20 protein-coding genes, 2 tRNA genes and 1 pseudogene are annotated in these 23,181 nt (G+C 71.7%); 8 read left to right on the top strand and 15 right to left on the bottom strand.

Annotation, left to right across the window (positions count from 1 at the left end):
- Positions 1 to 11: 11 nt before the first annotated feature.
- From EAO72_RS25615 to EAO72_RS25630, 4 genes are all read right to left on the bottom strand, one after another.
- On the bottom strand, positions 12 to 1,538 hold the full coding sequence (locus EAO72_RS25615; RefSeq protein WP_148022036.1) for a HAMP domain-containing sensor histidine kinase: 1,527 nt from the start codon (positions 1,536 to 1,538) through the stop codon (positions 12 to 14).
- A gap of 64 nt (positions 1,539 to 1,602) precedes the next feature.
- The gene (locus tag EAO72_RS25620) at positions 1,603 to 2,343 is read right to left on the bottom strand and encodes a response regulator transcription factor (protein WP_136329682.1); all 741 of its coding nucleotides are present in this window, start codon (positions 2,341 to 2,343) and stop codon (positions 1,603 to 1,605) included.
- 95 nt (positions 2,344 to 2,438) lie between these two features.
- Positions 2,439 to 3,323 (bottom strand): amidohydrolase family protein, encoded by an 885-nt coding sequence (locus EAO72_RS25625; RefSeq protein WP_148019565.1) that lies wholly within the window; start codon positions 3,321 to 3,323, stop codon positions 2,439 to 2,441.
- 54 nt (positions 3,324 to 3,377) lie between these two features.
- Positions 3,378 to 4,268, bottom strand: a complete 891-nt coding sequence (locus tag EAO72_RS25630) for a DUF2797 domain-containing protein (RefSeq protein WP_148019566.1) — start codon at positions 4,266 to 4,268, stop codon at positions 3,378 to 3,380.
- A gap of 176 nt (positions 4,269 to 4,444) precedes the next feature.
- Between EAO72_RS25630 and EAO72_RS25635 the strand changes: the two genes are divergently transcribed.
- The 3 genes from EAO72_RS25635 (at position 4,445) to EAO72_RS25645 (ending at position 8,204) form a co-directional block, all read left to right on the top strand.
- Positions 4,445 to 5,845 carry an FAD-binding oxidoreductase gene (locus EAO72_RS25635; RefSeq protein WP_187285207.1) on the top strand — a complete coding sequence of 467 codons (1,401 nt, stop codon included), beginning with the start codon at positions 4,445 to 4,447 and terminating at the stop codon, positions 5,843 to 5,845.
- 94 nt (positions 5,846 to 5,939) lie between these two features.
- A complete protein-coding gene (gene sigJ, locus EAO72_RS25640) occupies positions 5,940 to 6,884 on the top strand; it encodes an RNA polymerase sigma factor SigJ (RefSeq protein ID WP_148019567.1) in 945 nt (314 codons plus the stop codon).
- A gap of 93 nt (positions 6,885 to 6,977) precedes the next feature.
- Complete coding sequence (locus tag EAO72_RS25645; RefSeq protein ID WP_148019568.1) at positions 6,978 to 8,204, top strand: NAD(P)/FAD-dependent oxidoreductase; 1,227 nt, start codon at positions 6,978 to 6,980, stop codon at positions 8,202 to 8,204.
- Positions 8,205 to 8,243: 39 nt separating this feature from the next.
- Here the strand turns inward: EAO72_RS25645 and EAO72_RS25650 are convergent, their stop codons facing one another.
- The 4 genes from EAO72_RS25650 to EAO72_RS25665 all read right to left on the bottom strand — a co-directional run bounded on the left by EAO72_RS25650 (position 8,244) and on the right by EAO72_RS25665 (position 10,605).
- Positions 8,244 to 8,432 carry a hypothetical protein gene (locus EAO72_RS25650; RefSeq protein ID WP_187285208.1) on the bottom strand — a complete coding sequence of 63 codons (189 nt, stop codon included), beginning with the start codon at positions 8,430 to 8,432 and terminating at the stop codon, positions 8,244 to 8,246.
- 67 nt (positions 8,433 to 8,499) lie between these two features.
- Entirely contained in the window at positions 8,500 to 8,802 is a 303-nt protein-coding gene (locus EAO72_RS25655) for a hypothetical protein (protein WP_148019569.1), read from the bottom strand.
- Positions 8,803 to 8,858: 56 nt separating this feature from the next.
- Positions 8,859 to 10,079 (bottom strand): cell wall protein, encoded by a 1,221-nt coding sequence (locus tag EAO72_RS25660; RefSeq protein ID WP_187285209.1) that lies wholly within the window; start codon positions 10,077 to 10,079, stop codon positions 8,859 to 8,861.
- Between the two features lie 205 nt (positions 10,080 to 10,284).
- Positions 10,285 to 10,605, bottom strand: coding sequence for a hypothetical protein (locus EAO72_RS25665; RefSeq protein WP_148019570.1), 321 nt, complete (start codon positions 10,603 to 10,605; stop codon positions 10,285 to 10,287).
- Between the two features lie 192 nt (positions 10,606 to 10,797).
- On the opposite strand from EAO72_RS25665, the gene EAO72_RS42180 reads away from it, so the two are divergent.
- Complete coding sequence (locus EAO72_RS42180; protein ID WP_187285210.1) at positions 10,798 to 11,229, top strand: hypothetical protein; 432 nt, start codon at positions 10,798 to 10,800, stop codon at positions 11,227 to 11,229.
- Here EAO72_RS42180 and EAO72_RS25675 read toward each other — a convergent pair.
- Both EAO72_RS25675 and EAO72_RS25680 read right to left on the bottom strand, forming a co-directional pair.
- Positions 11,181 to 11,399, bottom strand: a complete 219-nt coding sequence (locus tag EAO72_RS25675; RefSeq protein ID WP_148019571.1) for a hypothetical protein — start codon at positions 11,397 to 11,399, stop codon at positions 11,181 to 11,183. The two genes, EAO72_RS42180 and EAO72_RS25675, sit on opposite strands and share 49 nt — an antisense overlap.
- Positions 11,400 to 11,473: 74 nt before the next feature.
- Positions 11,474 to 12,692 (bottom strand): annotated as a pseudogene (locus tag EAO72_RS25680) (helix-turn-helix domain-containing protein).
- 210 nt (positions 12,693 to 12,902) lie between these two features.
- Between EAO72_RS25680 and EAO72_RS25685 the strand changes: the two are divergent.
- A complete protein-coding gene (locus EAO72_RS25685; RefSeq protein WP_148019572.1) occupies positions 12,903 to 13,340 on the top strand; it encodes a glutaredoxin domain-containing protein in 438 nt (145 codons plus the stop codon).
- Positions 13,341 to 13,615: 275 nt separating this feature from the next.
- Positions 13,616 to 14,056: a VOC family protein gene (locus EAO72_RS25690; protein ID WP_148019573.1), complete on the top strand. Its 441-nt coding sequence runs from the start codon at positions 13,616 to 13,618 to the stop codon at positions 14,054 to 14,056.
- Between the two features lie 71 nt (positions 14,057 to 14,127).
- Here the strand turns inward: EAO72_RS25690 and EAO72_RS25695 are convergent, their stop codons facing one another.
- From EAO72_RS25695 to EAO72_RS25705, 4 genes are all read right to left on the bottom strand, one after another.
- Complete coding sequence (locus EAO72_RS25695) at positions 14,128 to 14,556, bottom strand: hypothetical protein (RefSeq protein WP_148019574.1); 429 nt, start codon at positions 14,554 to 14,556, stop codon at positions 14,128 to 14,130.
- A 254-nt stretch (positions 14,557 to 14,810) separates the two neighbouring features.
- The gene (locus tag EAO72_RS42185; protein ID WP_187285211.1) at positions 14,811 to 14,972 is read right to left on the bottom strand and encodes a hypothetical protein; all 162 of its coding nucleotides are present in this window, start codon (positions 14,970 to 14,972) and stop codon (positions 14,811 to 14,813) included.
- Positions 14,973 to 15,429: 457 nt separating this feature from the next.
- Positions 15,430 to 15,502, bottom strand: a tRNA-Arg gene (locus EAO72_RS25700).
- Positions 15,503 to 15,731: 229 nt separating this feature from the next.
- A tRNA-Ser gene (locus EAO72_RS25705) sits at positions 15,732 to 15,822 on the bottom strand.
- Between the two features lie 225 nt (positions 15,823 to 16,047).
- Here EAO72_RS25705 and EAO72_RS25710 point away from each other — a divergent pair.
- Positions 16,048 to 16,506 carry an SSI family serine proteinase inhibitor gene (locus EAO72_RS25710; RefSeq protein WP_148019575.1) on the top strand — a complete coding sequence of 153 codons (459 nt, stop codon included), beginning with the start codon at positions 16,048 to 16,050 and terminating at the stop codon, positions 16,504 to 16,506.
- A gap of 223 nt (positions 16,507 to 16,729) precedes the next feature.
- Entirely contained in the window at positions 16,730 to 21,130 is a 4,401-nt protein-coding gene (locus EAO72_RS25715) for a PAS domain-containing protein (protein WP_148019576.1), read from the top strand.
- A 192-nt stretch (positions 21,131 to 21,322) separates the two neighbouring features.
- Here the strand turns inward: EAO72_RS25715 and EAO72_RS25720 are convergent, their stop codons facing one another.
- Positions 21,323 to 22,972, bottom strand: a complete 1,650-nt coding sequence (locus tag EAO72_RS25720) for a long-chain fatty acid--CoA ligase (RefSeq protein ID WP_148019577.1) — start codon at positions 22,970 to 22,972, stop codon at positions 21,323 to 21,325.
- Positions 22,973 to 23,181: the final 209 nt, after the last annotated feature.

The following is a 23,181-nucleotide window of genomic DNA, read 5'->3' on the forward strand; positions in this document are numbered from 1 at the left end:
CAACCGCGCTGTCACACCCGTGTGCTGAGCCTGTGGTCCTGCTGTGAGGTGGGCGGACCGCTTCCGTGCGTTTCTCCCGGGTGCCCGGGATCCGCCGGCAGATGGACGGCGAACACCGTGTCCCCCGGCACCGAACGCACCTCGACGACTCCGCCGTGCGCGACGACCACGGCCTGCACGATGGCGAGCCCGAGCCCTGTCGAACCGGCGTGCCGGGACCGCGAGGCGTCCCCGCGCGCGAACCGCTCGAAGACGTGCGGCAGCAGATCAGGAGGAATGCCGGGCCCGTTGTCCCGGACCTCCAGGGTCACCCAGGGGTTCCCGGTCTCTGCGAGTACCCGGGCCGTGACCGTGGTCCCGGGCGGGGTGTGCGTACGGGCGTTGGCCAGCAGGTTGACCAGGACCTGCTGGATCCGGGTCGGGTCGGCGCGTACGGCGGCGGGCACCTCGGGGAGGTCCAGCCGCCAGTGGTGCGTGGGCCCCGGCCCGTCCGGCGAGGCGGGTCTGCCCGCGACCCGCGCGTCGCTCACCGCGTCTATGACGAGCGGAGAGAGATCGGTGCTCTCGTACGAGAGCGGGCGGCCCGCGTCCAGCCGGGCGAGCAGCAGCAGATCCTCCACCATGCCCGTCATGCGCTGGGCCTCGGACTCGATCCGCCCGAGTGCGTGCCGGGTGTCGGGACCGGTGTTCTCCCGTCCGCGCCGGGTGAGTTCGGCGTATCCGCGGATCGAGGCGAGGGGCGTGCGGAGCTCGTGGCTGGCGTCGGCGACGAACTGGCGTACCCGCATCTCGCTCTTCTGCCGCGCGTCCAGGGCCGAACCGACGTGCTCCAGCATCCGGTTGAGGGCCGCGCCGACCTGGCCGACCTCGGTGCGCGGATCGGCCTCGGCGTCCGCGACCCGTTCGAACAGGGTGACCTCGCCGCTGTGCAGCGGGAGTTCGGAGACGCGCGTCGCGGTGGCGGCGACCCGGCGCAGCGGCCGCAGGGCGACCCCGACCATGGCGGCACCGGCGATTCCGGCGGCGATCAGTCCGGCCCCGGTGACGCAGACCTCGACGAGGATCAGCGTGTTGAGGGCGCCGCTCACCTCCGAGGTCGGGATGCCGACCAGGACGGTCGTGCCGTCGCTCGCGGGGGCCGCGGCCTGCACCCGGTAGCCGCCCAGTCCGGGCAGCTCGACATCGTGCGCCTTGCCGTTCGCGGGAACGTGGGCCGCTTCCAGCGCGGCTTGCTGCGCGCCGGTCAGCGGTTCGGTGTTCTCCGTGGCGTCGAAGCCGGCGCCCGTGGCGACCGCGGAGTCGGTGACCTCGCCGTCCACGGTGAGCGCGCCGAACGTCTTGAGGGGCTGGCCGCCGCCCATGCCGATGAAGCCGAGCGGATCCCGGTCCTTGGGCCCGCCGGGCGTGGGCGTACCCGGCATGCGGGCGGCCCGGATGCCGATGTCGCGCAGCTGGCCGTCCAGCTTGCCGTACATGTACGTGTGGAACGCGATGGCGGTGACGGTTCCGATCACGGCCGCGACGACCGCGATCAGCATCACCGAGGACACGGCGAGCCGGGTCCGCAGCGTCCACGGCCCCCTGCCCAGCCGTTTCACGCGGCTACTCACCGGGCTTGATGAGATACCCGGCCCCGCGCCGGGTGTGGATCATCGGCGTCCGGCCGGCGTCGATCTTCTTGCGCAGGTACGAGATGTAGAGCTCGACGACGTTGGCCTGTCCGCCGAAGTCGTAGTTCCAGACCCGGTCCAGGATCTGCGCCTTGCTCAGCACCCGGCGCGGATTGCGCATCAGGAAGCGCAGCAGCTCGAACTCGGTCGCGGTGAGGTGGATGTTCGCGCCGCCCCGGCTCACCTCGTGGCTGTCCTCGTCCAGCATCAGATCGCCGACGACGAGCGTCGACTCGCTGCGTACCGCCGCCGTGCCGGACCGCCGGATCAGGCCGCGCAGCCGGGCGACGACCTCCTCCAGGCTGAACGGCTTGGTGACGTAGTCGTCCCCGCCGGCCGTGAGCCCGGCGATCCGGTCCTCCACGGAGTCCCGCGCGGTCAGGAACAGCACGGGCACCTCGGACAGCTCACGGCGCAGCCGGCCGAGGACGGCGAGCCCGTCCGTGTCGGGCAGCATCACGTCGAGGATCACCGCGTCGGGCCGGAACTCCCGGGCCGTACGCAGGGCGCCGGCACCGTCGCCCGCGCTGCGGACCTCCCAGCCCTCGTAGCGAAGCGCCATGGAGAGCAGCTCGGCCAGCGGGGCCTCGTCGTCCACGACCAGCACCCGGACGGGGGTCCGGTCCGGCCTGAGCAGTTCGGTACGCCCCTGGGGCGAGGTCGTCGTCGTCATGCCCCAACCTTGTGAGACGCCCCTGAGAGAGTTCTTTCCCGATTCTGTGAATTCCCTGAGAACCGAGAAAGGGTGCGGGGCGGCCGGCCCCGGCCTCAGCAGTCGAACAGCGCTTTCGCGTTGTCGTGGCAGACCGCACGCAGCCAGTCGTCCCCGAGCCCCAGCCGCTCCAGGGCGTGCAGCTGGTGGGCGTACGGGTACGGGATGTTCGGGAAGTCCGTCCCCAGCAGGATCCGGCCTCCGAGCGCCGCGAGCCGCCCGCGCTCCGCCACCGGGAACGGATGGAAGTCCTCGGTGAAGTCGGTGAACGCCATCGTCGTGTCGAGCCTGACCTCCGGGTACGTCTCCGCGAGCGTCAGGAACTCCGTGTACTCGGGCATCCCCATGTGCGCCACGACGAGCGGCAGCCGGGGGTGCCGGGCGAGCAGCCGGCCGATCGGTTCCGGCCCGGTGTGCGTGCCGGGCGCCGGCCCGGATCCGCAGTGCATCACGACGGGGACCCCGGCTTCGGCGAGCAGTCCCCAGACCGGCTCCAGCAGCGGATCGTTCGGGTCGTACGAACCGACCTGGATGTGTGACTTGAAGACCCGCGCCCCCGCCTCGACGGCCTGCGCCACGTACTTCTCGACGCCCTCCTCGGGGAAGAAGGTCGCGGTGTGCAGACAGTCGGGCACCCGGGCCGCGAAGTCGGCCGCCCAGCCGTTCAGCCAGGCCGCCATGCCGGCCTTGTGCGGGTAGATCATCGAGGTGAACCGGAGCACGCCGAAGGAACGCAGCAGCGCGAGCCGCTCGTCCTCGTCGTGGCGGTAGGTGATCGGCCAGTCCATGCCGGTCAGCGGTCCGACCGCGTCGAAGTACGCCCAGACCTTGCGCAGCACCTGTTCCGGCATGAAGTGCGTATGCACGTCGATGATCCCGGGCAGCCCGAGCCGCTCCAGGAACCCCACCACGTCGTCCCGTTCGGCACGTTCCTCGTTCATACGGCGCCTGCGCCTCCTCGTTGGTTCCGGATCGCTCGATCGCTCCCGACGGTCTCAGAACAGCCCGGTCTGCAACGCGCCGCCCCCGACCACCACGGTCGGCACACTGACCCCGGCCCCGTCACCGGCCGCCGCCAGCGCCCAGCCGGTCATCAGCCGGGTGTCCACGATGACGGCCCCGTGCGCGCCCGCGTCCAGCCGCAGATCCGGTCCGGCCGCCGCGACCAGCCGCCCGGCGACCACGCCGCCGTCCACCAGCCCGGTCACCGACCGCACAGGTCCGGCCGGCCCGTCCGCCTCCCCGATCCCGAACAGCCCCGCGTGATCGACCGCCTCGAACGGCAGCCGCTCCAGCGCCTCCGGCCAGCCGCGCCCGTCGAGCGCCGCCGCCCGTCCGTACAGCTCCGCCACCTCGGCGACCCGCGCGGCAGGGTCCGGCAGGTCCGCCCGCACCGCCCGCTTGCGCGCGTACGGAATCCGGTCGGGCACCCCGAGCGCGGCCCGCGCCACCTCCTCGGCTCGCCGCGCCGCCATCAGCGGCCCCCGTCCCAGCCAGCTGAAGACCACCGCCCCCTGCTCCCGCAGCCGGGCCGCGCCCCGCGACTCGGCGGTGATCCCGACCTTGACCATGCCGGCCCCGAACCAGGCCAGGTACACGCGGTACGTCCGCGGATCGTCGGGAATCGTGTCGGCGGCCACGGAATGGGCCCGGTCCAGCCGCCCGCACTCCGCACAGCGCGCGCCGGTACTGCGTTCCGGAACCGGGGCCGCCATCGGGCAGGCGTTGCCCCGCGCACCGACGCAGGTCCGCACCCCGGCAGCCCGGAAGCCGAGCGCCGTCCCGTACGCCAGCGCGCTGACTCGCGTCTGCCGGCCCCGGCACCATCCGAGGACGGGCCCGCCCTGCTCGTCGGGCCAGCGGAGGCCGGTGCACTGCCATCCCATGGACGAAACTCCCGAGCCTCGGACGTGAAGACAAACGAACGGATGCGAACGCGTGCGAACGGACGGACGCCAACGCCTGCGAACCAGCGATGCTCCCACACATCGCCTGAAGCTGTGATCTGCGTCACACTGGAGGCGGTGGGTTCACCACCAGGATCTCCCAGAGGTGTTCGACCATGGGCCACATCGACGGCACTGCTCTCGACAGCTTGCGCACCGCCTTGCGGGGCCCTGTCATCGCGCCGGGCGACGCGGATTACGACGAGACCCGCGCCCTCTACAACGCCATGATCGACCGCCGGCCCGCCGCCCTGGCCCAGTGCGTGGACGTCGCGGACGTACGGACCACTCTCGCCTTCGCCCAGGACAAGGGTCTCGACCTGGCCGTGCGCGGCGGCGGCCACAGCGGCCCCGGGCTGTGCCTGGTCGAGGACGGCCTGACCCTCGACCTCTCCCCGATGCGCTGGGTGCGCGTCGATCCCGGGGCCGGGACGGCGCAGGTGGGTGGGGGCAGCCAGCTGGGCGACCTGGACCACGCCACCCACGCCTTCGGCCTCGGCGTACCGGCCGGAATCATGTCGACGACCGGCGTGGGCGGCCTCACGCTGGGCGGCGGGCACGGGTATCTGACCCGCGCCCACGGCCTCACCATCGACAGCCTGATCGGCGCGGACGTCGTCCTGGCCGACGGCACCTTCGTCACCGCGTCGGAGACCGAGCACCCGGACCTGTTCTGGGCGCTGCGCGGCGGCGGCGGCAACTTCGGCGTGGTCACCTCGTTCACGTACCGGCTGCACCCGGTGAACACGGTCGGCGTCGGGGTGACGGTGTGGCCGGTCGACCGGACGGCCGAGGTGCTGCGCTGGTACCGCGACTTCCTGCCCGCCGCACCGGACGACCTGTACGGCTTCTTCGCCCTGCTGACCGTCCCGCCGGCACCGCCCTTCCCCGAGCCGATCCACGGACAGAAGATGTGCGGCGTCGTCTGGTGCTACACGGGCGACCCGGCGTCCGGCCGCCTGGAGGAGGCGCTCTCCGCGGTCAACGACCCGGCCGCACCGGCCTTCCACTTCACCAGCCCCATGCCGTACCCCGCCCTCCAGAGCATGTTCGACGGCCTGCTCCCCAAGGGACTCCAGTGGTACTGGCGCGGCGACTTCTTCGACGCCATCTCCGACGCGGCGATCGAGGTGCACGCGAAGTACGGCCGCGACCTCCCCACCGGCCTGTCGACGATGCACCTGTACCCGGTGGACGGAGCCGCCCACCGGGTCGCCCCCGACGCGACCCCGTGGGCCTACCGGGACGCCACGTGGTCCGGTGTCATCGCGGGCATCGACCCCGACCCCGCGAACGCCGGCCTCATCCGTCAGTGGTGCGTCGACTACTGGACCGAGCTGCACCCGCACTCGATGGGCGGCGCGTACGTCAACTTCCTCGGCGAGTCCGAGGAGCCGGACCGCGTCCGTTCCACGTACCGCGGCACGTACGACCGCCTGGCCGCCGCCAAGCACACCTACGACCCGGACAACTTCTTCCACGCCAACCAGAACATCGCACCGGCCCCGGCAGCGTGAAACACCCTGCGCACCGCACCGGTTCGGCCGGGCGGGACCCGCGCGGACCGCACCGGTCGGCCGGGCGGGACCCGCGCGCGTTAGGATCCGGGCCATGCCACTGACCGCGCAGGACGTGGACCGGTTCGAGGCCTCCCGGCCGCGCCTGGAGGCCATCGCGTACCGCCTCCTCGGCTCCGCGAGCGAGGCCGAGGACGCCGTGCAGGACACGTTCCTGCGCTGGCAGGCCACGGACGTGGACCGGATCGAGGTCCCCGAGGCCTGGCTGACGAAGGTCCTCACCAACCTGTGCCTCAACCAGCTCACCTCGGCCCGCGCCCGGCGCGAGACGTACGTGGGCCAGTGGCTCCCCGAACCGCTGCTCGCCGGAGACCCGATGCTCGGGCCGGCCGACACCGTGGAGCAGCGCGACTCCGTCTCGTACGCGGTCCTCACGCTCATGGAGCGGCTGTCCCCCAACGAGCGGGCGGTGTACGTGCTGCGGGAGGCGTTCGGCTACCCGCACCGTGAGATCGCCGAGATCCTCGACATCACCGAGGCCACCGCCCAGCAGACCCTCCACCGGGCCAGGAAGCACATCGCGCACGGCAAGGCCCGCACCGAGGTCGACGAGGCGACCGCCCGGCGGATCGTCGAGGAGTTCCTCGCGGCCGCCACCAGCGGCCGCACCGAGCCGCTCGTGCGGCTGCTGACCGAGGACGCCGTCGCGATCGGCGACGGCGGCGGCAAGGTCCCGGCCCGCGCCAAGGCGTTCGAGGGCGCGCTCGCGGTCGCGAAGTTCATGCGCGGCCTGTTCAAGCCCGGCAAGGCCCAGCGCGCCCTCGCAGGCGGCACGGTCGAGATCCACGCCACCAGCGCCAACGGCTCCGCCGCCCTCCTGGCGATCGTGAACGGCCGCATCATCGGCGTCATCTGTCCGGAGATCACCGCGGAGGGCATCGCCGCGTTCCGCAGCCAGGTCAACCCGGACAAACTCGAACGCGCCACCCGGCGCTGGGCGGCATCCGACCACGGAGAACCCCTGTTCACCGCCTTCTGACCACCCTGTGACGCGGCTCACATTCTCCACCTGTCAGGAAACCGCGGGCTGCCCGGTTCAAGGGGCGAAACCGCGCGAGACAGGAGCAGGGAAATGCAGCAGCAGCACCGCATCATCGTCCTCGGCGCCGGATACTCGGGAGCCATCGCCGCCGGCCGCCTCGCCAAGCGGCTGCGCCGTGAGGATGTCGCCATCACCCTCGTCAACGCCGAACCCGACTTCGTCGAGCGCGTCCGGCTGCACCAGCTGGCAACCGGCCAGGAGCTGGCACCCAGGCCGTTCAGCGAGATGTTCGCGGGCACCGGCGTCGCACTGAAGTACGCGAAGGTGACCGCCGTCGACGCCGACCGCAAGCAGGTCACGGTCGTGGACACGGACGACGCCGGGACCGGCGCGGAGGAACTTCCGTACGACACCCTCGTCTACGCCCTCGGCAGCGGCTGGAACAGCCAGGGCGTCCCCGGCACCGCCGAGCACGCCCACGAGATCGCCGGCCGCCCGGGCGCGCTCCGGCTGCGTGAACGCCTCGCCGCCCTGGACGCCGGGCAGCAGGTCCTCGTCATCGGCGGCGGCCTCACGGGCCTGGAGGCCGCGACCGAGTTCGCCGAGTCCCGCCCGGACCTGGACATCGCCCTCGCCGTCCGCGGCGGCCTCGGCGACACGTTGTCCCCCAAGGGCCGCGGGCACCTGCGGAAGGTCTTCGGCAAGCTCGGCATCACGGTCCACGAGCACACCGCCGTCACCGAGGTGGCCGCCGGCTACGTCACGACCGCGGACGGCACGTCCCTCCCCGCCGCCGTCACCGTCTGGACCGCCGGCTTCGCGGTCCACCCGATCGCGCAGGCCTCCGCGCTGGAGGTTTCCGACACCGGCCAGATCGTGGTCGACGCCACCATGCGCTCGCTGTCGCACCCGGACGTGTACGCCATCGGCGACGCGGCCCTGGTGGCCGGCCCGGGCGACAAGCCCCTGCGGATGTCGTGCGCCTCGGGCGTCCCCACCGCATGGCAGGCCGCCGACGCCATCGCGGCCCGCCTGACGGGCACGAAGCCGCCGAAGACCCCGCTCCGCTACTTCAACCAGTGCATCTCGCTGGGCCGCAAGGAAGGCCTCATCCAGTACGTCACGGCCGACGACCGCGCCGTCAGTGCGGCCCTGACCGGCCGTCTCGCCGCCGTCTACAAGGAGATGGTCTGCAAGGGCGCGGCCTGGGGCGTCGCCCACCCGACCCTCGGCGTCCCGTCCCGCCGCCGCCCGGTGGTCCGGGCGGGGCAGCAGCCCCAGGTGGCCGCCGCCACCGCCGCCAACGCCGAGGCCTGAACCACGGCGGCACGCAGGGCCCGTGCCGGGCACAGCGGCTCAGCGCTTCTGTGCCCGGTACCTCTTGAGCAGGGCGGTGATCTGCGCGTAGTCGGCACCCTTGTTCAACGCCGCGAGCAGATCATCGGGGCAGAGCTCATAGTGGTCACCCCACCAACGGCCGCCCCGGTTGTCCCAGATGCGGTACCCGCCCGGCACCCCTCTGGCCACGTACCGTCGTCGGCTCATGCCGTGTCACCGCCCCGCGCGCTTCGCCACGAAAGCACCGTACGGGTCGGCACAGCCGCCAGGAAGATCACTCCGGCACGGGTCCTTCGCCGTGTTCGCGCCGATCGCGCCAGGTGGCAACCAAGCGCGCCGCCAGGGCCAGTGCCAGCGCGGCCCCGAGGAGATACATACCAAGGCGTTCCTCGGTCACCGCCGACGACCACACCCGCCAGGCCGACGGACTGTGGATCTCGGAACCCGAGCCTCCGTACAGGAACAAGCTGTCTGCCGAGCTGTTCCGGCTGCGCAACCACAGCAGGGCGCCCATGACGGCACTGGTTGCGGCGGCCCCATACAAAGCCGCAGCGCTGAGCGGGGTCTGTCTGTTCATCAGTTCTTCCTCGTCCTAGCCTTTGTGGTGTGCGGATCCTCTCGTCCCCCTGCCCATCACATGAGGGCGGGGTCGTGCCGCGCGTCGATACGAGCACGGCGCACTCCGGTGAACTCGTACAGCAGCACCTCGTCCACGAGCCGGTTCGTGTACAGCCGGCGGGCGTCCCGCTCGCCGAGGTTCTCCAGGGCGGCGATCACCAGACCCGGATCGCTTGCGGCGGCCGAGCGCAACTGGACGACTTCCCCACGGGTCAGCCCTTCGACGCCGTACGCCGGGCTGTCGGCACCCACCACCGCCCACGGCTCCCGTGTATCGGTCACGGAGCGACGGAACGCCTCGGGCGGCTCCGTACGCCCATGGGCCACCGGCTCCTCCTGGTCCCGCCCCAGAGCGGCGGTGATCCAGGCCGCCGGACGGACCGGTCGCCATCCGGCAGCCAGGCCGTGGAGCTCGGCCGCGATGGCGCGGGCGTCGAGGCCCCGGTCGATGAGCGGGCGCAGCGCGTACGCGAGACGGCGCAGCCCTTCGCGCTGGACCCAGGCGACGAGCGGCCGCACCTGCCGGGCGAGGGCGATGTCCCGGGCGACCTGAAGCGGGGACCTGCGCGAGGTGTAGTTCCCCTTCTCCTCCACATCAGCTGTGGGTACGTGGTGGTGGCGCCCGGAAGAATGGGGTGCACGCCTGCCCGAACTGCGCTGTCCCGCACGCGGGTTATCCACAGGCGGCCGGAGCCTTGCTTGCACGGCCGTGACCGCACGCTCCCGGCCCGCGCCCGTCACCCCGCACACCCGCGCGCCGTATCCCGTGCCCTCCAGGCGGTGGCCCATCGCCGCGTCGTACACGGCCGGAATCGTCGCCGCGTAGACCGTCGCCGTGCCCGCGTACCGGCGGCCGGGCAGGTGCAGGTTCCGCTTCGTCCCGTGCCGGCGCCAGACCAGCGCACCGAGCTCACGTAACACCCGCACGTGCCGTTTCACCGTCGCCACCGAGACCCCGCACCGGGCGGCGGTGCCCTCCAGGTCGTACAGCACGAAGCCGAGCCGGTAGTCCATCCGCCCGGCCAGATCCCGCGCGACGGCCAGCGTCGTCGCCCCGGCCCGGCGGTGCAGCCCCGCCTCGACGAGCCACACGACGGCCCGCAGCCAGGCGCGCGGCCGGGCCTGCCGCGAGGCCGTCGCATCGAGCTCCTGATGGATACGGGGAACGGGGGCCCATGCCGGATCCGGGCATGACGGAGAAGCGCAGCACGAAGCCGCGCCGGTGGGGTGGCGCATCACAGTCCGTGGGGTGTGGGGCGGCTGTCGGGGCCGCGGAAGAGATCTTTTTCCGGACGACTCAGGGCATGGGAGTGGTCACCACGCGGGTACCGGACCTACGATCGAGGACGAATCCTTCTCTTCAGGGTGGATTTCGGATCGGCGGGGTGATCACCCGCTGGTCACTACGGCCGGGCGGTCTCTACACCGCTCGGCCGTTCTGCTACTCGGCAGCAGACCCTTGCGCTTCCCGGTCGGCCCGGCGTCGTTGGGCCCCGCTCTGACCCTTGCCGATCTGCTGGGCCCGGGCCGCGGAGATGTCTCCGAGGAGCTGCCCGATTTCCTTCCATGTCCTGCCTTGTTCCTTCAGGGCGTTGACACGCTGCTGGCGCAGTTGTCGGAGCGCCGTCTGATAACTGGGCCACTCCTCCAAGGCCCGCGACACGGCCAAGGCGCAAGCCTCGTCGTCCTCGATGTCCCTGAATGCCGCGATGGCTTCCACCAGGCGATTCACCTCCTGGATCTGCTCAGGGTCATTCACCATCCCCGCGCTCCCTCCTGCGGCGCGGCCAGCACGACTGTAAACCCCGGGCTTGACGCGATTCAACCCCGGGGTTTAACTTCGTTCTCGCGAGGCCCACCAACGGTCCCGTAGCAACAGAACGGCCCCGGCCCGGAGTTCGCACCTCCGCTCGGCCGGGGCCAGTCAGAACCTGAGTTCACCAGGAGACCGACCATGCGCCATCCTTCCACCCCGCCCCCTCCACCCGACAGGCGGCTCGTCACGCTGCCTCCGCTCGTCACGCTCTCCGCGCAGCAGCAGCGCGGCGTGCACTGCGTCTTCTGCGGAACGGCCCTGCACACCGGCGCGGTCCGCGACCTCGGCCCGCAGCTGGCCGAGGCGCATGGATCGGTGGTCCGCTGGTTCCCGCGCAGCTGCCACTCCTGCCCGAAGGAACGGGCGTTGCCGCTGACGTGCGACCGCTGCGGCCGGCCGATCGCCGCCGGCGACGAGGAACGCGTAACGATCCACGGAGGGTCCGGGCCGGGCGGCACGCTCACCGTGCACGCGGCGTACTGTCCTCCGCCACGGCCGGGCCCGCCGTCTCCCGTCACCCCTCAGAAGCCGGCCATGGACTTGTCGAGCACGCCACCCACGGCACCGTAGACGCTGCAGCGGACCGAATGCCTTGCTCTGCGGCGGAGCCCGAACCCCACAAGGAACGACAGCACGAAGAGCCCGCCGAGGACCAGGGCCACGACCGGGTCGTAGAGGAAGCACGCCCAGGACGCGACACCGGCCCAGACCAGGAGCGGCAGCAGAGACCCACGCAGCATCGCCCAGAACGTGACCCGTTGGGAGCGACCTGCCAGGGACGCTGACAGGGACGTAACGTCCCACTTCTGCCCCGCTAATCGACCCCCAGGAACTCCGCCAGCGACCGGAGGCCGGCCGGGTGGTTGGGGAGCGCCCAGAGGTCGCGCACGATGGCCACGGCCAGCGTGTGGTGCTGCATCCACGTCGGCGCCACCCGCCGAAGGGACTCCAGGGTCTTCACCGCTCCGGCCGCGTCCCCGACGTCCGTGTGGGCCCGTGCCACGTCCAGCAGCAGCCATGTCCGCCAGGACGGCGGCGTGTCCTTGCTCAGCCGCATTCCTTTTGCCAGCGCCAGGGCATCCTGCGGATGCCCGTACTGGACGGCCAGCCGAACGCGCTCGATGCGGACCGACGACGGGCTGAAGACGCTGACCATGCGGTTGTCCCCACCGTCGGGCAGCTTCGCCACGCGGGCGGCTTCCTTCTCCGCCGTCTCCATCATCGCCGCCGCGCGCTCGTAGTCGCCACTCCGTGCGGCGGACGTGGCGGCACTCATGGTCAGCGCGCCCCACACCTTCAGACCGTCGGCCGTGCCGGTACGGCCTGCTTCGGCCATGTCATCGGCGGTACGGAGCGCGATGGTCAGCGCGTCCTCCAGGCGTCCTTGCCGCTGATAGGTCCACGCCGTGGAGTTGACGATCATCGGCATAAGCAGGGGATCGGACGACCGCCCTGCGGCGTCTATCGCGCGTTCCAGGCTGATGAGAGCGAGGTCCGTCTTGCCCATCCGCACGGCGACGTGCCCAGCGAGCTGAAGTGCCTTACCCAGGCACGCGAAACCGGCCCGGCGGTCGTCGTCGTTGTCACGGCCCGAGGCGGTGACCCCACGAGCATCCGAGATCAATTCCGGCAGCGCCTTCATCACCGTGTCGAACTCGGCGGAGTGATACTGCGTCCAACCGTCGGCGATCTGCTCCCGCAAGCGGTCCAACGAGAAGTCGGGCCCCGGCAGTTCTGGCTTCGGTCCCCAGAGCGTCGGCATGATGGCACGCCGCACCGCTACGAAGCGCGGTCCGTCGCTCTCCCCCGTGGACGCCACAGCGGGGGGGGTCGCCCAGAAGCGTGGTCAGCTCCACACCAAGACCGTTCGCCAGCGCGTGGAGCGTTGGGAGGCGGGCCGAATGCTTCCGCCCCTGTTCGAGGTGCCGGATCACGTCAACGGACACATCGGACCGCTCAGCCAGCTCTTCCTGTGTCAGGGAGGCCAGACGGCGCAAGCGGCGCAAGGTCCGTCCGAGGTCTTCGTTTGCCACGCTGCCACGGTACGCCCGCCACACCGCGGCAGGGCCGCTGCCGGCACCGCCCGCAGCAGTGGGTCACGTCCCGCGATGTGGTGCGGGTGATCACTCGCTGCCGGGCAGGGTGGATCCGTCCGCAACCGGCCGTGTGCAGGCACTTGCCGGACCAGTGGCGACGAGAAGTCGCGAGCGAAGTAACTCGATTCGTCGATAGCCTGCGTCATCATGATGCGCACCTGGATCCTGCCGACGCTGTTTGCGCTCTGCGGCTTGCTCGTTGCGACCGGATTGGTGCTCAGTGGGAGTCCCGGCGAAGCCGCAGCACTCCTGCTGATGTTCGTGCTGCTCGCGGGCATGCACTCGTCCCTGGTCTTCCCGAGTTCCATGAGTGCGCCGGAGGCACAACGCCGCAGCGCGGTCGACGGGCGGCCGATCGTCTACTGGCGTCCGGGCTGCAAGTACTGCCTTCGCCTGCGCTTCCGGTTGGGCCGTCGCGCCCGCCAGTTGCACTGGGTCAACATCTGGCAGGACCCGGATGGAGCGGCAGCGGTGAGGGCAGCCAACGAGGGCAACGAGACGGTGCCGACCGTCGTCGTGGCCGGCCGGTCACACACCAACCCCGATCCTGCATGGGTGCGCGAGCAACTGCCCTCCTCCGCATGATCGGGAGCCCACAGGACGGTGAAGGCGTCAGGCAGGCCGTGATCCTTTGAAGGGGGACCGACAACACGGGTCCGTGGGCGCAGTAGACCGTTCGAAGCCGCCGCTCCCGCCCGAAGAACTGGCGTCTGTACGTCCATCCGGACGAATCTCGGCTGAGGAGCGGCCAGGATTCTTCGGAGTCCGGCGAACCGGGGATGTCGAGAACGTGCCACCGGCTCCGTCCCAGGAGCATCAGGGGCCGCCACCGGCCGTACAGGGAAGAAGGAGAAGCCAGCATGGCGATTCAGCGGATGGACAACGTCGGCATCGTGGTCGAGGACCTGGACGCCGCCGTCGCGTTCTTCGTGGAGCTCGGTATGGAGCTGGAGGGCAGGGCGACGGTCGAGGGCCTCGTCGCCGACCAGTGCACCGGACTTGACGGCGTCAGCTGCGACATCGCGATGGTCCGGACCCCGGACGGTCACAGCCGGCTCGAACTGGCGAAGTACCGGACCCCCGCGGCGACCCGCGACGAACCACGCAACCGGCCCCACAACATCATCGGCACCCACCGCGTCATGTTCGCCGTCGACGACCTCGAGGACACGGTCGCCCGCCTGCGCCCTCACGGCGCCGAACTCGTCGGCGAGATCGCCCGGTTCGAGGACAGCTACCTGCTCTGCTATGTCCGCGGGCCGGAGGGCATCATCGTCGGCCTGGCCGAGCAGCTGGGCTGAGCCGGGGCAGTTAGCGGGCGACGCCAAGACCCTCAGGGCTGCTCCTGAGGGCCCTGCGCCTGCCCACCCCGTCAGGACGCGGGACAGAGCGTCTTGCGCAGCCCGATGTTGATGTGGCTGCCATCGTCGTCGGTCAGCGTGATGCCGTCGTAGGAGAACCGCTGCGCGGCCGTGTGGTCCGTGTTCGCGGCGCCGCCGTCGAGGGCCGCGCACTGGTTGCGGGCCGCGTCGATGGCCTTGTCCTCATCGTGGGTGAGGTTGCCGTTGACGTCCCTCACCGCCGCGAGGACCGCGTCCCGCGCAGCACCGGTGGGCTCGGGCGGAAGGCCGCTGTCCTTGGTGGCGCCGCTGTCGTCCGCGCCGGTGTCGCTGTCCTCCGCGCTGCTCGACGCCTCGGGTGCGCTGCTCCTGGTGGCGTCGGCCTTGCTGTCGCTGCTGCAACCGACGACGGCGAAGGCGAGTGCGGCGGCGATGGCCGCGGTGGTGGTACGGATGCGCATGGTCCCCCCTGGCGTGATGCACGTACGCACATGGTGGTGCCGGGATGGCACCCGGGCCATGGCGGTGACGGAGCCATGACATCCTGCGGACGCTCTTGGAACGATCCGCACGCCCACACGGCCGTCGGCCGGGAGGCGGGCGGACGTCCGGTCCGGCCCGGCACATCGACTGCGACCTCAGCGGAGTGAGGGCTCACTCATTGACGGGGTGAGCCCTCACCCCGTCACTGCCATGACGATGCCGAGTAAAGCGCTCAGAGGCCGTCCAGCACGTTCCCGACCAGGTCAACGACCCGGTACTTCACCTGATGCCACCGGCTGCAGTACCGCTTCGGCCGCCACCAACGGCCCTGTTTGATCGGCCGCCTGCACCATTTGCACGGCTTCAGCCGCACCTTGACGTCCAGTCCCCCCATGCCGCGACCATAGCGGCCCTCCGTAACGGAAGACCATGGATGCTCTCGATGCCGCCTGCGCTGGTCGCGGTGCTGCGCCGCCGCACAGGAGCAAGGCACCGTCGCTCCCCCTGGAGCCGGACCGTTGTCAGTGCCACTTGCTAGATTGCCTGGTGGCTGGAGACCGGTCGGAGAACCTGCAAGGTCCGCGGTCAAGAGGGGCGGGCACAAAGGTCCCCGGGAGCCACCTCGGGACTATGTTGCAGGCCGTAGATCCCCGCCCCTCTCATCCTCCGTGAGCCGACGGTCGGCACTTTCCGATGAACGGCGGTACCGTCCGCCATCGGCCCACACACCGTGGAACGGCCGACTGTCCGACACGATGGGCGGTACCGGCCGACACGGTGGCTGCACTTCGCTGCTGTACGGGCAACGCGAGAGGCCCTCAGGATTTCTCCTGAGGACCTCTGGCTTGCTGTGCACTCGGCAGGATTCGAACCTGCAACCTTCTGATCCGTAGTCAGATGCTCTATCCGTTAAGCTACGAGTGCTTGTGCGTTCCGGGCTTTTTTCTGCCCCGTCGGCGTTGCGAGAACAACATTACATGACCTGCGCCGTGACGCGAAATCCATTAGCCGCACCGCTGCTGAGCTGCGGGATCACCGGTTCGGGACACCCCCCGGCCGACCCCCGTCACACCCCTCCCAGCCCCACCCGGCTCCTCCCGGCCCAGGAACGGCCGAAGCCCCGTGCCAATGGCACGGGGCTTCGGTGATCAAGCGGAGGCGGAGGGATTTGAACCCTCGATGGGTTTTAAAACCCAAACCGCATTAGCAGTGCGGCGCCATAGACCGGACTAGGCGACGCCTCCAGCACACCCCGCGCGAGCGCGAGTGGTGTGTGCAGATGATGACACAGCTGAGCGCTGCGTCACCAATCGCCGCCTACGGTACTAGGCAGTCGGCCGCGAGGGCAAAGCGCCTCCGGTTGCGCAACGCCGTGGCGTCCGGAGCGTTAGTCAGGGCGGGGCGTCCGCCCTTCGTTCTTCTTCGTCGCCGGCCGGTGCCGGCGACACGTACGACCACAGGAGTCCGCAATGATGCGTCGTCTCGCCCTCACTGCCGTCGTGTCGCTGGCCGCGCTGTCGGCCGCCGCCCCTGCGGCGACGGCCGTGACCGGTCCCCTGCCGCTGCCGCTGCCGCTGCCCGTGCTCCAGAACGACGACGCCGGCACGCACCTCACCGTGGTCGTCTCCGGGTCGGGGAACCCGGAGGCCGACGGGACGTACGAGCTGGACTGCGATCCGGCCGGTGGCAGCCACCCCGTGGCGCAGCAGGCCTGTGACCGGCTGGCGCAGCTGCCGGGCGAGGGCGCGGACCCGTTCGCGCCGGTGTCCCGGAACGCGATGTGCACGCAGCAGTTCGGCGGAGGGGCCACCGCCCGGATCACCGGAACATGGGAAGGGCGAAGCATCGACTCCGCGTTCGAGCGGACCAACGGGTGCGAGATCGGGCGCTGGAACAGCCTGCGGCCGGTGCTCCCCAACGTCCGGTGAGCTGCGGCTGTACCGGGTTCGGGGCGGTCCGAGGGGTACGCGGGGGCACGTGAGGGGCCGGAGTCGTACACCGTATGCACAGAACCTTGGTGAGAGCTCCCCCTCATCCGCCGCCCCTTGCCCCTCCCCTGCCTTTAGACTCCTCCAGTGACAGCCTGAGGCCCGAGGGGCAAGATGGGGCCCGCTGTCGGCAAGGTGCAGTAATCAGGGAGGAAGCGTCGTCGTGAGCAGCAGGCCATCCCGAGGCGCTGCTCGCCTCGCAGCCATACTCGACGCCCTTCCGGACGGGCTTCTGCTCGTCAACTGCAACGGTACGGTCGTCAACGCCAACACCATCGCCCTCGAAATGTTCGAGACTCCGGGCACCGCGCTCGTCGGTCGCGGACTGCTCGATCTGCTGCCGGAGTTCGACTCCAAGCTGATCCCGGGGTCGATGCGGAGGCCGGAGGCTGCGGACGAGCGGGGCCGGACCAAGCCCACGCGGATGACCGCGCGGCGTACCGACGGCAACGAGTACCCCGTCGAGGTGACGAGCGCCAGCCTGGAGGACGGGCAGGCGGCGTACCGGGACGTCCAGAACACGTACAGCGGCAGCTATACGGGTGACGAGCTGCTGATGCTCGTCGTACGCGACCTGTCGGGCACCGTCGACACCGAGGCCGAGCTGGCCCGCTCGCAGCGCCAGACCGAGATGATCCTGCGGGCAGCGTCCGAGGGTGTCGTCGGCACGGACACGGACGGCCGCGTCGTACTGGTCAATCCCGCCGCCGCCCAGATCCTCGGCTTCCGCGCCACCGACCTGGGCGGCCGGGAGCTGCATCCGCTGATCCTGCACTCGCGGGCCGAGGGCGAGCCGTTCCCGTACGAGGAGTCGCCGCTGGCGGACACCCTCAAGTCGGGGCGCAAGCACCGCGTGCGCGGGCAGGTCCTGTGGTCCAAGAGCGGCGCGCAGGTGCCCGTGGACCTGACCACCGCGCCCGTGCGCGACGGCGACCAGCTCGTCGGCGCGGTCATGACGTTCACCGACCGCCGGCCGTACGAGGAGCTCGACGAGAAGCGCAGGACCGAGGTCGCCGAGCTGACCGCGACCCACACCGCGAAGGTCACGGAACTCACCGAGCGGCACACCGCCGAGGTCACCGGACTGACGGAACAGCACGCGGCCGAACTCGCGGACCGCACCGAGCGCTACGCCTCCGAGCTGGAGGAGCAGGCCGAACGGCTGGCCGACCTGTCCGCCAGGCACACCCAGCTGACCGCCGTGCTCGGCGAGTCGCTGCGCGGGCCGCTCCAGGAGCTCCGGAGCGAGCTGTCCACGCTCGCCGCCGACCCCGCGGGCCAGCTGTGGCCCGAGGCCAACCAGATCCTGCACCACCTGGCCGCGGGTTATGCGCGGATGACGACGCTCGTCGACAACGTGCTGAGCTACCAGCGTCTGGACGGCGGCTCCGAAGCGCTCGTCAAGACGAACGTGCTGCTCGACGGTGTGGTGACGGCGGGGATCGACGCGGCGGTCGAGCTGATCGGCCCCGGCCGGGCCCAGTTCGCCGTGCACGCTCCGCCGATCGAGGCCGAGGTCGACGCCGGACGGCTCGTGACCGCACTCGCGCATCTGGTCGCGGACGTCGCCGGGGTCGACTCCACCGGCAAGGCCCGGCTGACGCCGGGCGGCGGTTACGTCGACTCGACGGTCGTCGTGGCGGCGGCACAGCGCGGTGACGTCGTACGGATCGAGGTGCGCGGGCCGTTCGCCGGGGGAGACCCGGTGCACGAGCCGATCGTGCGCGGGATCGTGCGGGCGCACGGCGGTGTGCTCCAGACCCATGAGATGCCGGGGATGAGCGGCAGCGCGTACGTGCTCGAGGTCCCGCTCGGCGCGGGTTCCGGCACCGTGATGCCGCCGATGGCCCCCGAGGCCGCCGTGGCTCCGCCGATGGTGCCCGACGCGGCCGTAGTTCCGCCGATGGTTCCTGACCCGGTTGTGGCTCCGCCGCTCGCGCCCGAGGCCGCCGTTGTTCCGCCGGTGTCCGAGGTCCTGGGCGATTCCGGGGCGTCGGGCGAGGTCGCGGTTGCCGAGGGCGGCAGGCGTGGCCGCCGGGCGCGCCGAAGCTCCACGGACGCGTTCCTGGAGAGCCCCATGGGCGGCCCCGACGGCACCGGCGAGATCGGTCCCGCCGACACGGGGGCGGCCGAGCCCACCGGGCGCCGGCGTGCACGCCGGGAGGCGGGCGCGAACCCCGCCCCGGAGTTGGTCGAAGCATCCGCGAACGCGCCCGTGGCCGATGCGGCGGGCCCGCACGAACTCGTTCCGGCCCCGCAGACAAGCGGCTCAGGCCGCAGGCGCGGCCGGCCCAGCCCGGCGGAGACCGGTGCCCCGTCCGATGCCGTGCCGCAGGGCCCGGGGCAGGCGCTCGCACTGCCCGCGGCCGCTGCGCCCGCGCCTTCGGAGGGGTCCGTGGTGACGGCGGCCGAGGGCGCCCAGGGGGCCGGTGGCCGTCCGCAGCGCGGTCAGACCGTCCCGCCTCAGGGTGTTCCGGCCGAGGCGCCGATCCCGGTGCCGTCGGGCGGGCACCGGGCGCACCGGGGCGGCGGCGACCAACTGGCGCTTCCGGCCGCCGGCGTCTCCCTGGAGGCCGCTGGGCCCGCGGCCTACCCCGGACAGCCCGGACACGACGACACCGGCCTGTCGCACGGGCAGGCGTCGCACGGACAGGCGCAGGCCGGTCCGTCGGCTCAGGCAGGGCAGGCGCAGCCAGGTGCTGCGCAGCAGCCGACCGGGCGGCGCGCTCGTCGTGCTCTGTCGGCCGCCCAGGACCGGGCCGCTCAGGCCGAGGCGGGCCCGCGCGTCCCCTTCGCGCTCCCGCCGGCGGATGCCGACCGGGTGCCGCCCACCGCCGGAGAGGCGGACGCTTCGCTGCCCGGGCGCCATGACGCGGTGTCCGGTGCGCCGGAGCACGACCACACCCCGCCGCAGGCGCACCCGCTCCCGACCGGGCGCCGCCGGGCCAGGCACGCCGAAGCGCCTCAGGCTGCGCAGGCTCGGCAGGAGGAGCAGGGCGGGCAGACGACCGGCCCCGGCCCCTCCGACCAGCCGTCGCCGCCCGCGCAGCCCGGCGGCTGGGGCAGGGACGACGCGTCGGGTCAGGGCCCGGCCGCCCAGGACGGGCCCGAGGCCGACGCGGGCCTGCCCGTCTCCGGGCCGACCACGCACACCACCGGGACGACCACCGCCGGGCCGACCACGCACACCACCGGGACGACCACCGCCGGCAACGCCCGCGGCGCCGCTCCTGAGGGCGCTGACTGCCCCGCGGAACCGGTCGGCCCGGCGGGCCCGGCCGCCGCCCACGACGGAAGCCGGCCGCGCACGCTCTCGCCCGGTCCGGACGCGCGGCGGCAACCGCTGCCCGCCGAGGCGCCCATGCCTGCCGGGTCGCCGGACTCGACGCAGGGGCGCGCGTTCAGCGTGCGGACGCTCGGGCAGGGCGTTCCGTTCGCCCAGCACATCGCTCACCAGCAGAACCAGACGCTCGGCGGCGGCGCGGGCGGAGCCGGCCGGCGCCGCAAGCTCGCCGCACCGCCGGAGGGCGACCGCAACGAACGTGCCGCCCTGCCGCCCGCGGCCACCACCGCGCCCCACGCCCACGTCCCGGCCCCCGCACCGCAGCCGCCCGCCGCGCAGACCGGCCCCGGTGGCACCGCCGGACCCGTGGGCGGTGCCGGCACCGTGCAGGGACAGGGTTCGGGGCAGTTGCTCGCCGCTCCGGCGGCCGAAGGACGTGCGTACGCGATAGGGGCGCCCGACGAGGGTGCCGTCGAGGGACCGGAGCCGCTGGACGGGCCCGGCGGTGCCGTCGAGGTCGCCAACCGCCCGTCCCCGCAGCCCGTCGACGACGAGCTGCCCCCGGAGCCGCTGGACAACCCGCGCCGGCTCCTCGTCTGGCCGGCCCCCGATGTCTCCACCCAGCAGGCGCTGAGCGACCGCGGCTACCGGCCGGTGATCGTGCACTCGCGCGAGGAGGTCGACGCGCAGATCGCGGCGTTCCCCGCCGCGCTCTTCGTGGACCCGCTGACCGGGCCCATCACCCGCAAGGCCCTCCAGTCGCTGCGTCAGGCAGCGGTGGCGGCCGAGGTGCCGGTGCTGGTGACCGCCGGTCTCGGACAGGCCTCGCGGGAGGCGGCGTACGGTGCCGACCCCGCCGTACTCCTGAAGGCCCTCGCCCCGCGCGACAGCGAACAGCATCCGCCGCGTGTCCTGCTGATCGAGGAGAGCGAGGAGATCTCGCTCGCGCTGACGCAGACCCTGGAGCGGCGCGGCATGCAGGTCGCCTGCGCCGCGACGGACAGCGAGGCGGTCTCGCTCGCGACCCGGATGCGGCCGAACCTGGTGGTCATGGACCTGATGCAGGTACGCCGCCGCCGCGCCGGGATCGTCGACTGGCTGCGCGCCAACGGCCGGCTGAACCGCACCCCGCTGGTCGTCTACACCTCGGCCGACATGAACCGCTCGGAGCTGCCGAAGCTGAGCTCGGGCGAGACGGTCCTCTTCCTGGCCGAGCGCTCGACGAGCGACGAGGTGCAGTCCCGCATCGTCGACCTGCTCGCGAAGATCGGGACGAACTGACCGCGGACGGTCGTCGGCACGAACGGGCCGCGGACGGTCATCGGCACGAACGGGCCGCGGGCCGTCGTCGGCACACGCGGGGCACTCACGGCTGTCGGCGACGGTCATCGGCGCACACGGACGAGGGCGGTACGGGAGTGATCCCGTACCGCCCTCGTCGTCTTCGCGTACCGCCGCGCCGCGCCGCGCGGATCAGAGCTGGGTGATGTCCAGCTCGCCCGCCGCGTACTGCTTGCGGATGACCTTCTTGTCGAACTTCCCGACGCTCGTCTTCGGCACGGAAGCGATGACCGACCAGCGCTCCGGCAGCTGCCACCTGGCGATGCCCGACTCGGCGAGGAACGCCTTCAGCGCCTCGTAGTCGGCGGTGGCGCCCTCCTTGAGGACGACGGTCGCGAGCGGACGCTCGCCCCACTTGTCGTCGGGTACGGCCACGACCGCGGCCTCGGCGACATCCGGGTGCCCCATCAGCGCGTTCTCGAGCTCGACGCTGGAGATCCACTCGCCACCGGACTTGATGACGTCCTTGGCCCGGTCCGTGAGCGTGAGGAAGCCGTCCTCGCTGATCACCCCGACATCGCCGGTCTTCAGCCAGCCGTCCTCGCTGAACTTGTCCTCGGGCCGCAGCGCCTCACCGTCGGCGCCGCCGTAGTACGCGCCGGCGATCCAGGCACCGCGTACCTCCAGCTCACCGGCCGACTCGCCGTCCCACGGCAGGTGCTCGCCGGCGGGGCCGACCAGCCGCGCCTCCACGCCGGCCGGGAAGCGGCCCTGCGTGATGCGGTAGGGCCATTCCTCCTCCTCGGTCAGGCCGGCGGGCGGGTTGGCCATGGTGCCGAGCGGCGAGGTCTCCGTCATGCCCCAGGCGTGGCAGAGGCGGACGCCGAGCTTGTCGTACGCCTCCATGAGTGCGGGCGGACAGGCGGCACCGCCGATGGTGACGTTGGCCATCGAGGTGAGGTCCCGGGGGTTCGCGGTGACCTCGGCCAGCAGGCCCTGCCAGATGGTGGGGACGGCCGCGGCGTGGCTCGGACGCTCGCGCTCGATCATGTCCGCGAGCGGGGCCGGCTGCAGGAAGCGGTCCGGCATCAGCATGTTGACGCCGGACATGAACGTGGCGTGCGGCAGACCCCATGCGTTGACGTGGAACTGCGGCACGACCACCAGGGTGGTGTCCTTGTCCGTCAGTCCCATCGACTCGGACATGTTGACCTGCATGGAGTGCAGGTAGATCGAACGGTGGGAGTAGACGACGCCCTTGGGATCCCCGGTGGTGCCGGAGGTGTAGCACATGGCGGCGGCCTGGCGTTCGTCCAGCTCGGGCCAGTCGTAGGTGGTGGGACGGCCGGCGATCAGTTCCTCGTAGTCATGCACCCGCACCGCGGCGCCGTCCAGGACGGAGCGGTCGCCGGGGCCCGCGACGACCACGTGCTCCAGCGACGTCAGCTGGGGGAGCAGCGGGGCGAGGAGCGGCAGCAGGGAGCCGTTGACGAGGACGACCTTGTCGTCGGCGTGCTTCACGATCCAGACCAGTTGCTCGGCGGGGAGCCGGAGGTTGAGGGTGTGGAGGACGGCGCCCATCGACGGGATGGCGAGGTACGCCTCCACGTGCTCGGAGTTGTTCCACATGAGGGTCGCGACCCTCTGGTCCCCGTCGATGCCGAGCTCGTCGTGCAGGGCGTGGGCGAGCTGGATGGCCCGCCGGCCGATCTCGGCGAAGCTGCGCCGGTGCGGCTCGGGCTCTCCGGTCCAGGTCGTGACCTGCGACTTCCCGTGGATGGTCATCCCATGGGTCAGGATGCGGGTGACAGTCAGCGGTACGTCCTGCATGGTGCTGAGCACGGCGTCCTCCCGGTGGGCGCTACGCGGCAGTAAGGGTCCGCTGATTCTGCGCACATACCAAGCGGTATGTCACTACTCCCGGGGGAACGAATCGGTGTCGCCGGACAATTTCACTCCGGCCGGACTCCAGTCGGACTCCAGTCGGACTCCAGTCGGACTCAGGCCGGACTCAGGCGAAACGGAGGCGGGGATCCAGCCGGACCCACGCC

It is taken from the genome of Streptomyces sp. OR43 (assembly GCF_008042275.1).
GTDB lineage: Bacteria > Actinomycetota > Actinomycetes > Streptomycetales > Streptomycetaceae > Streptomyces.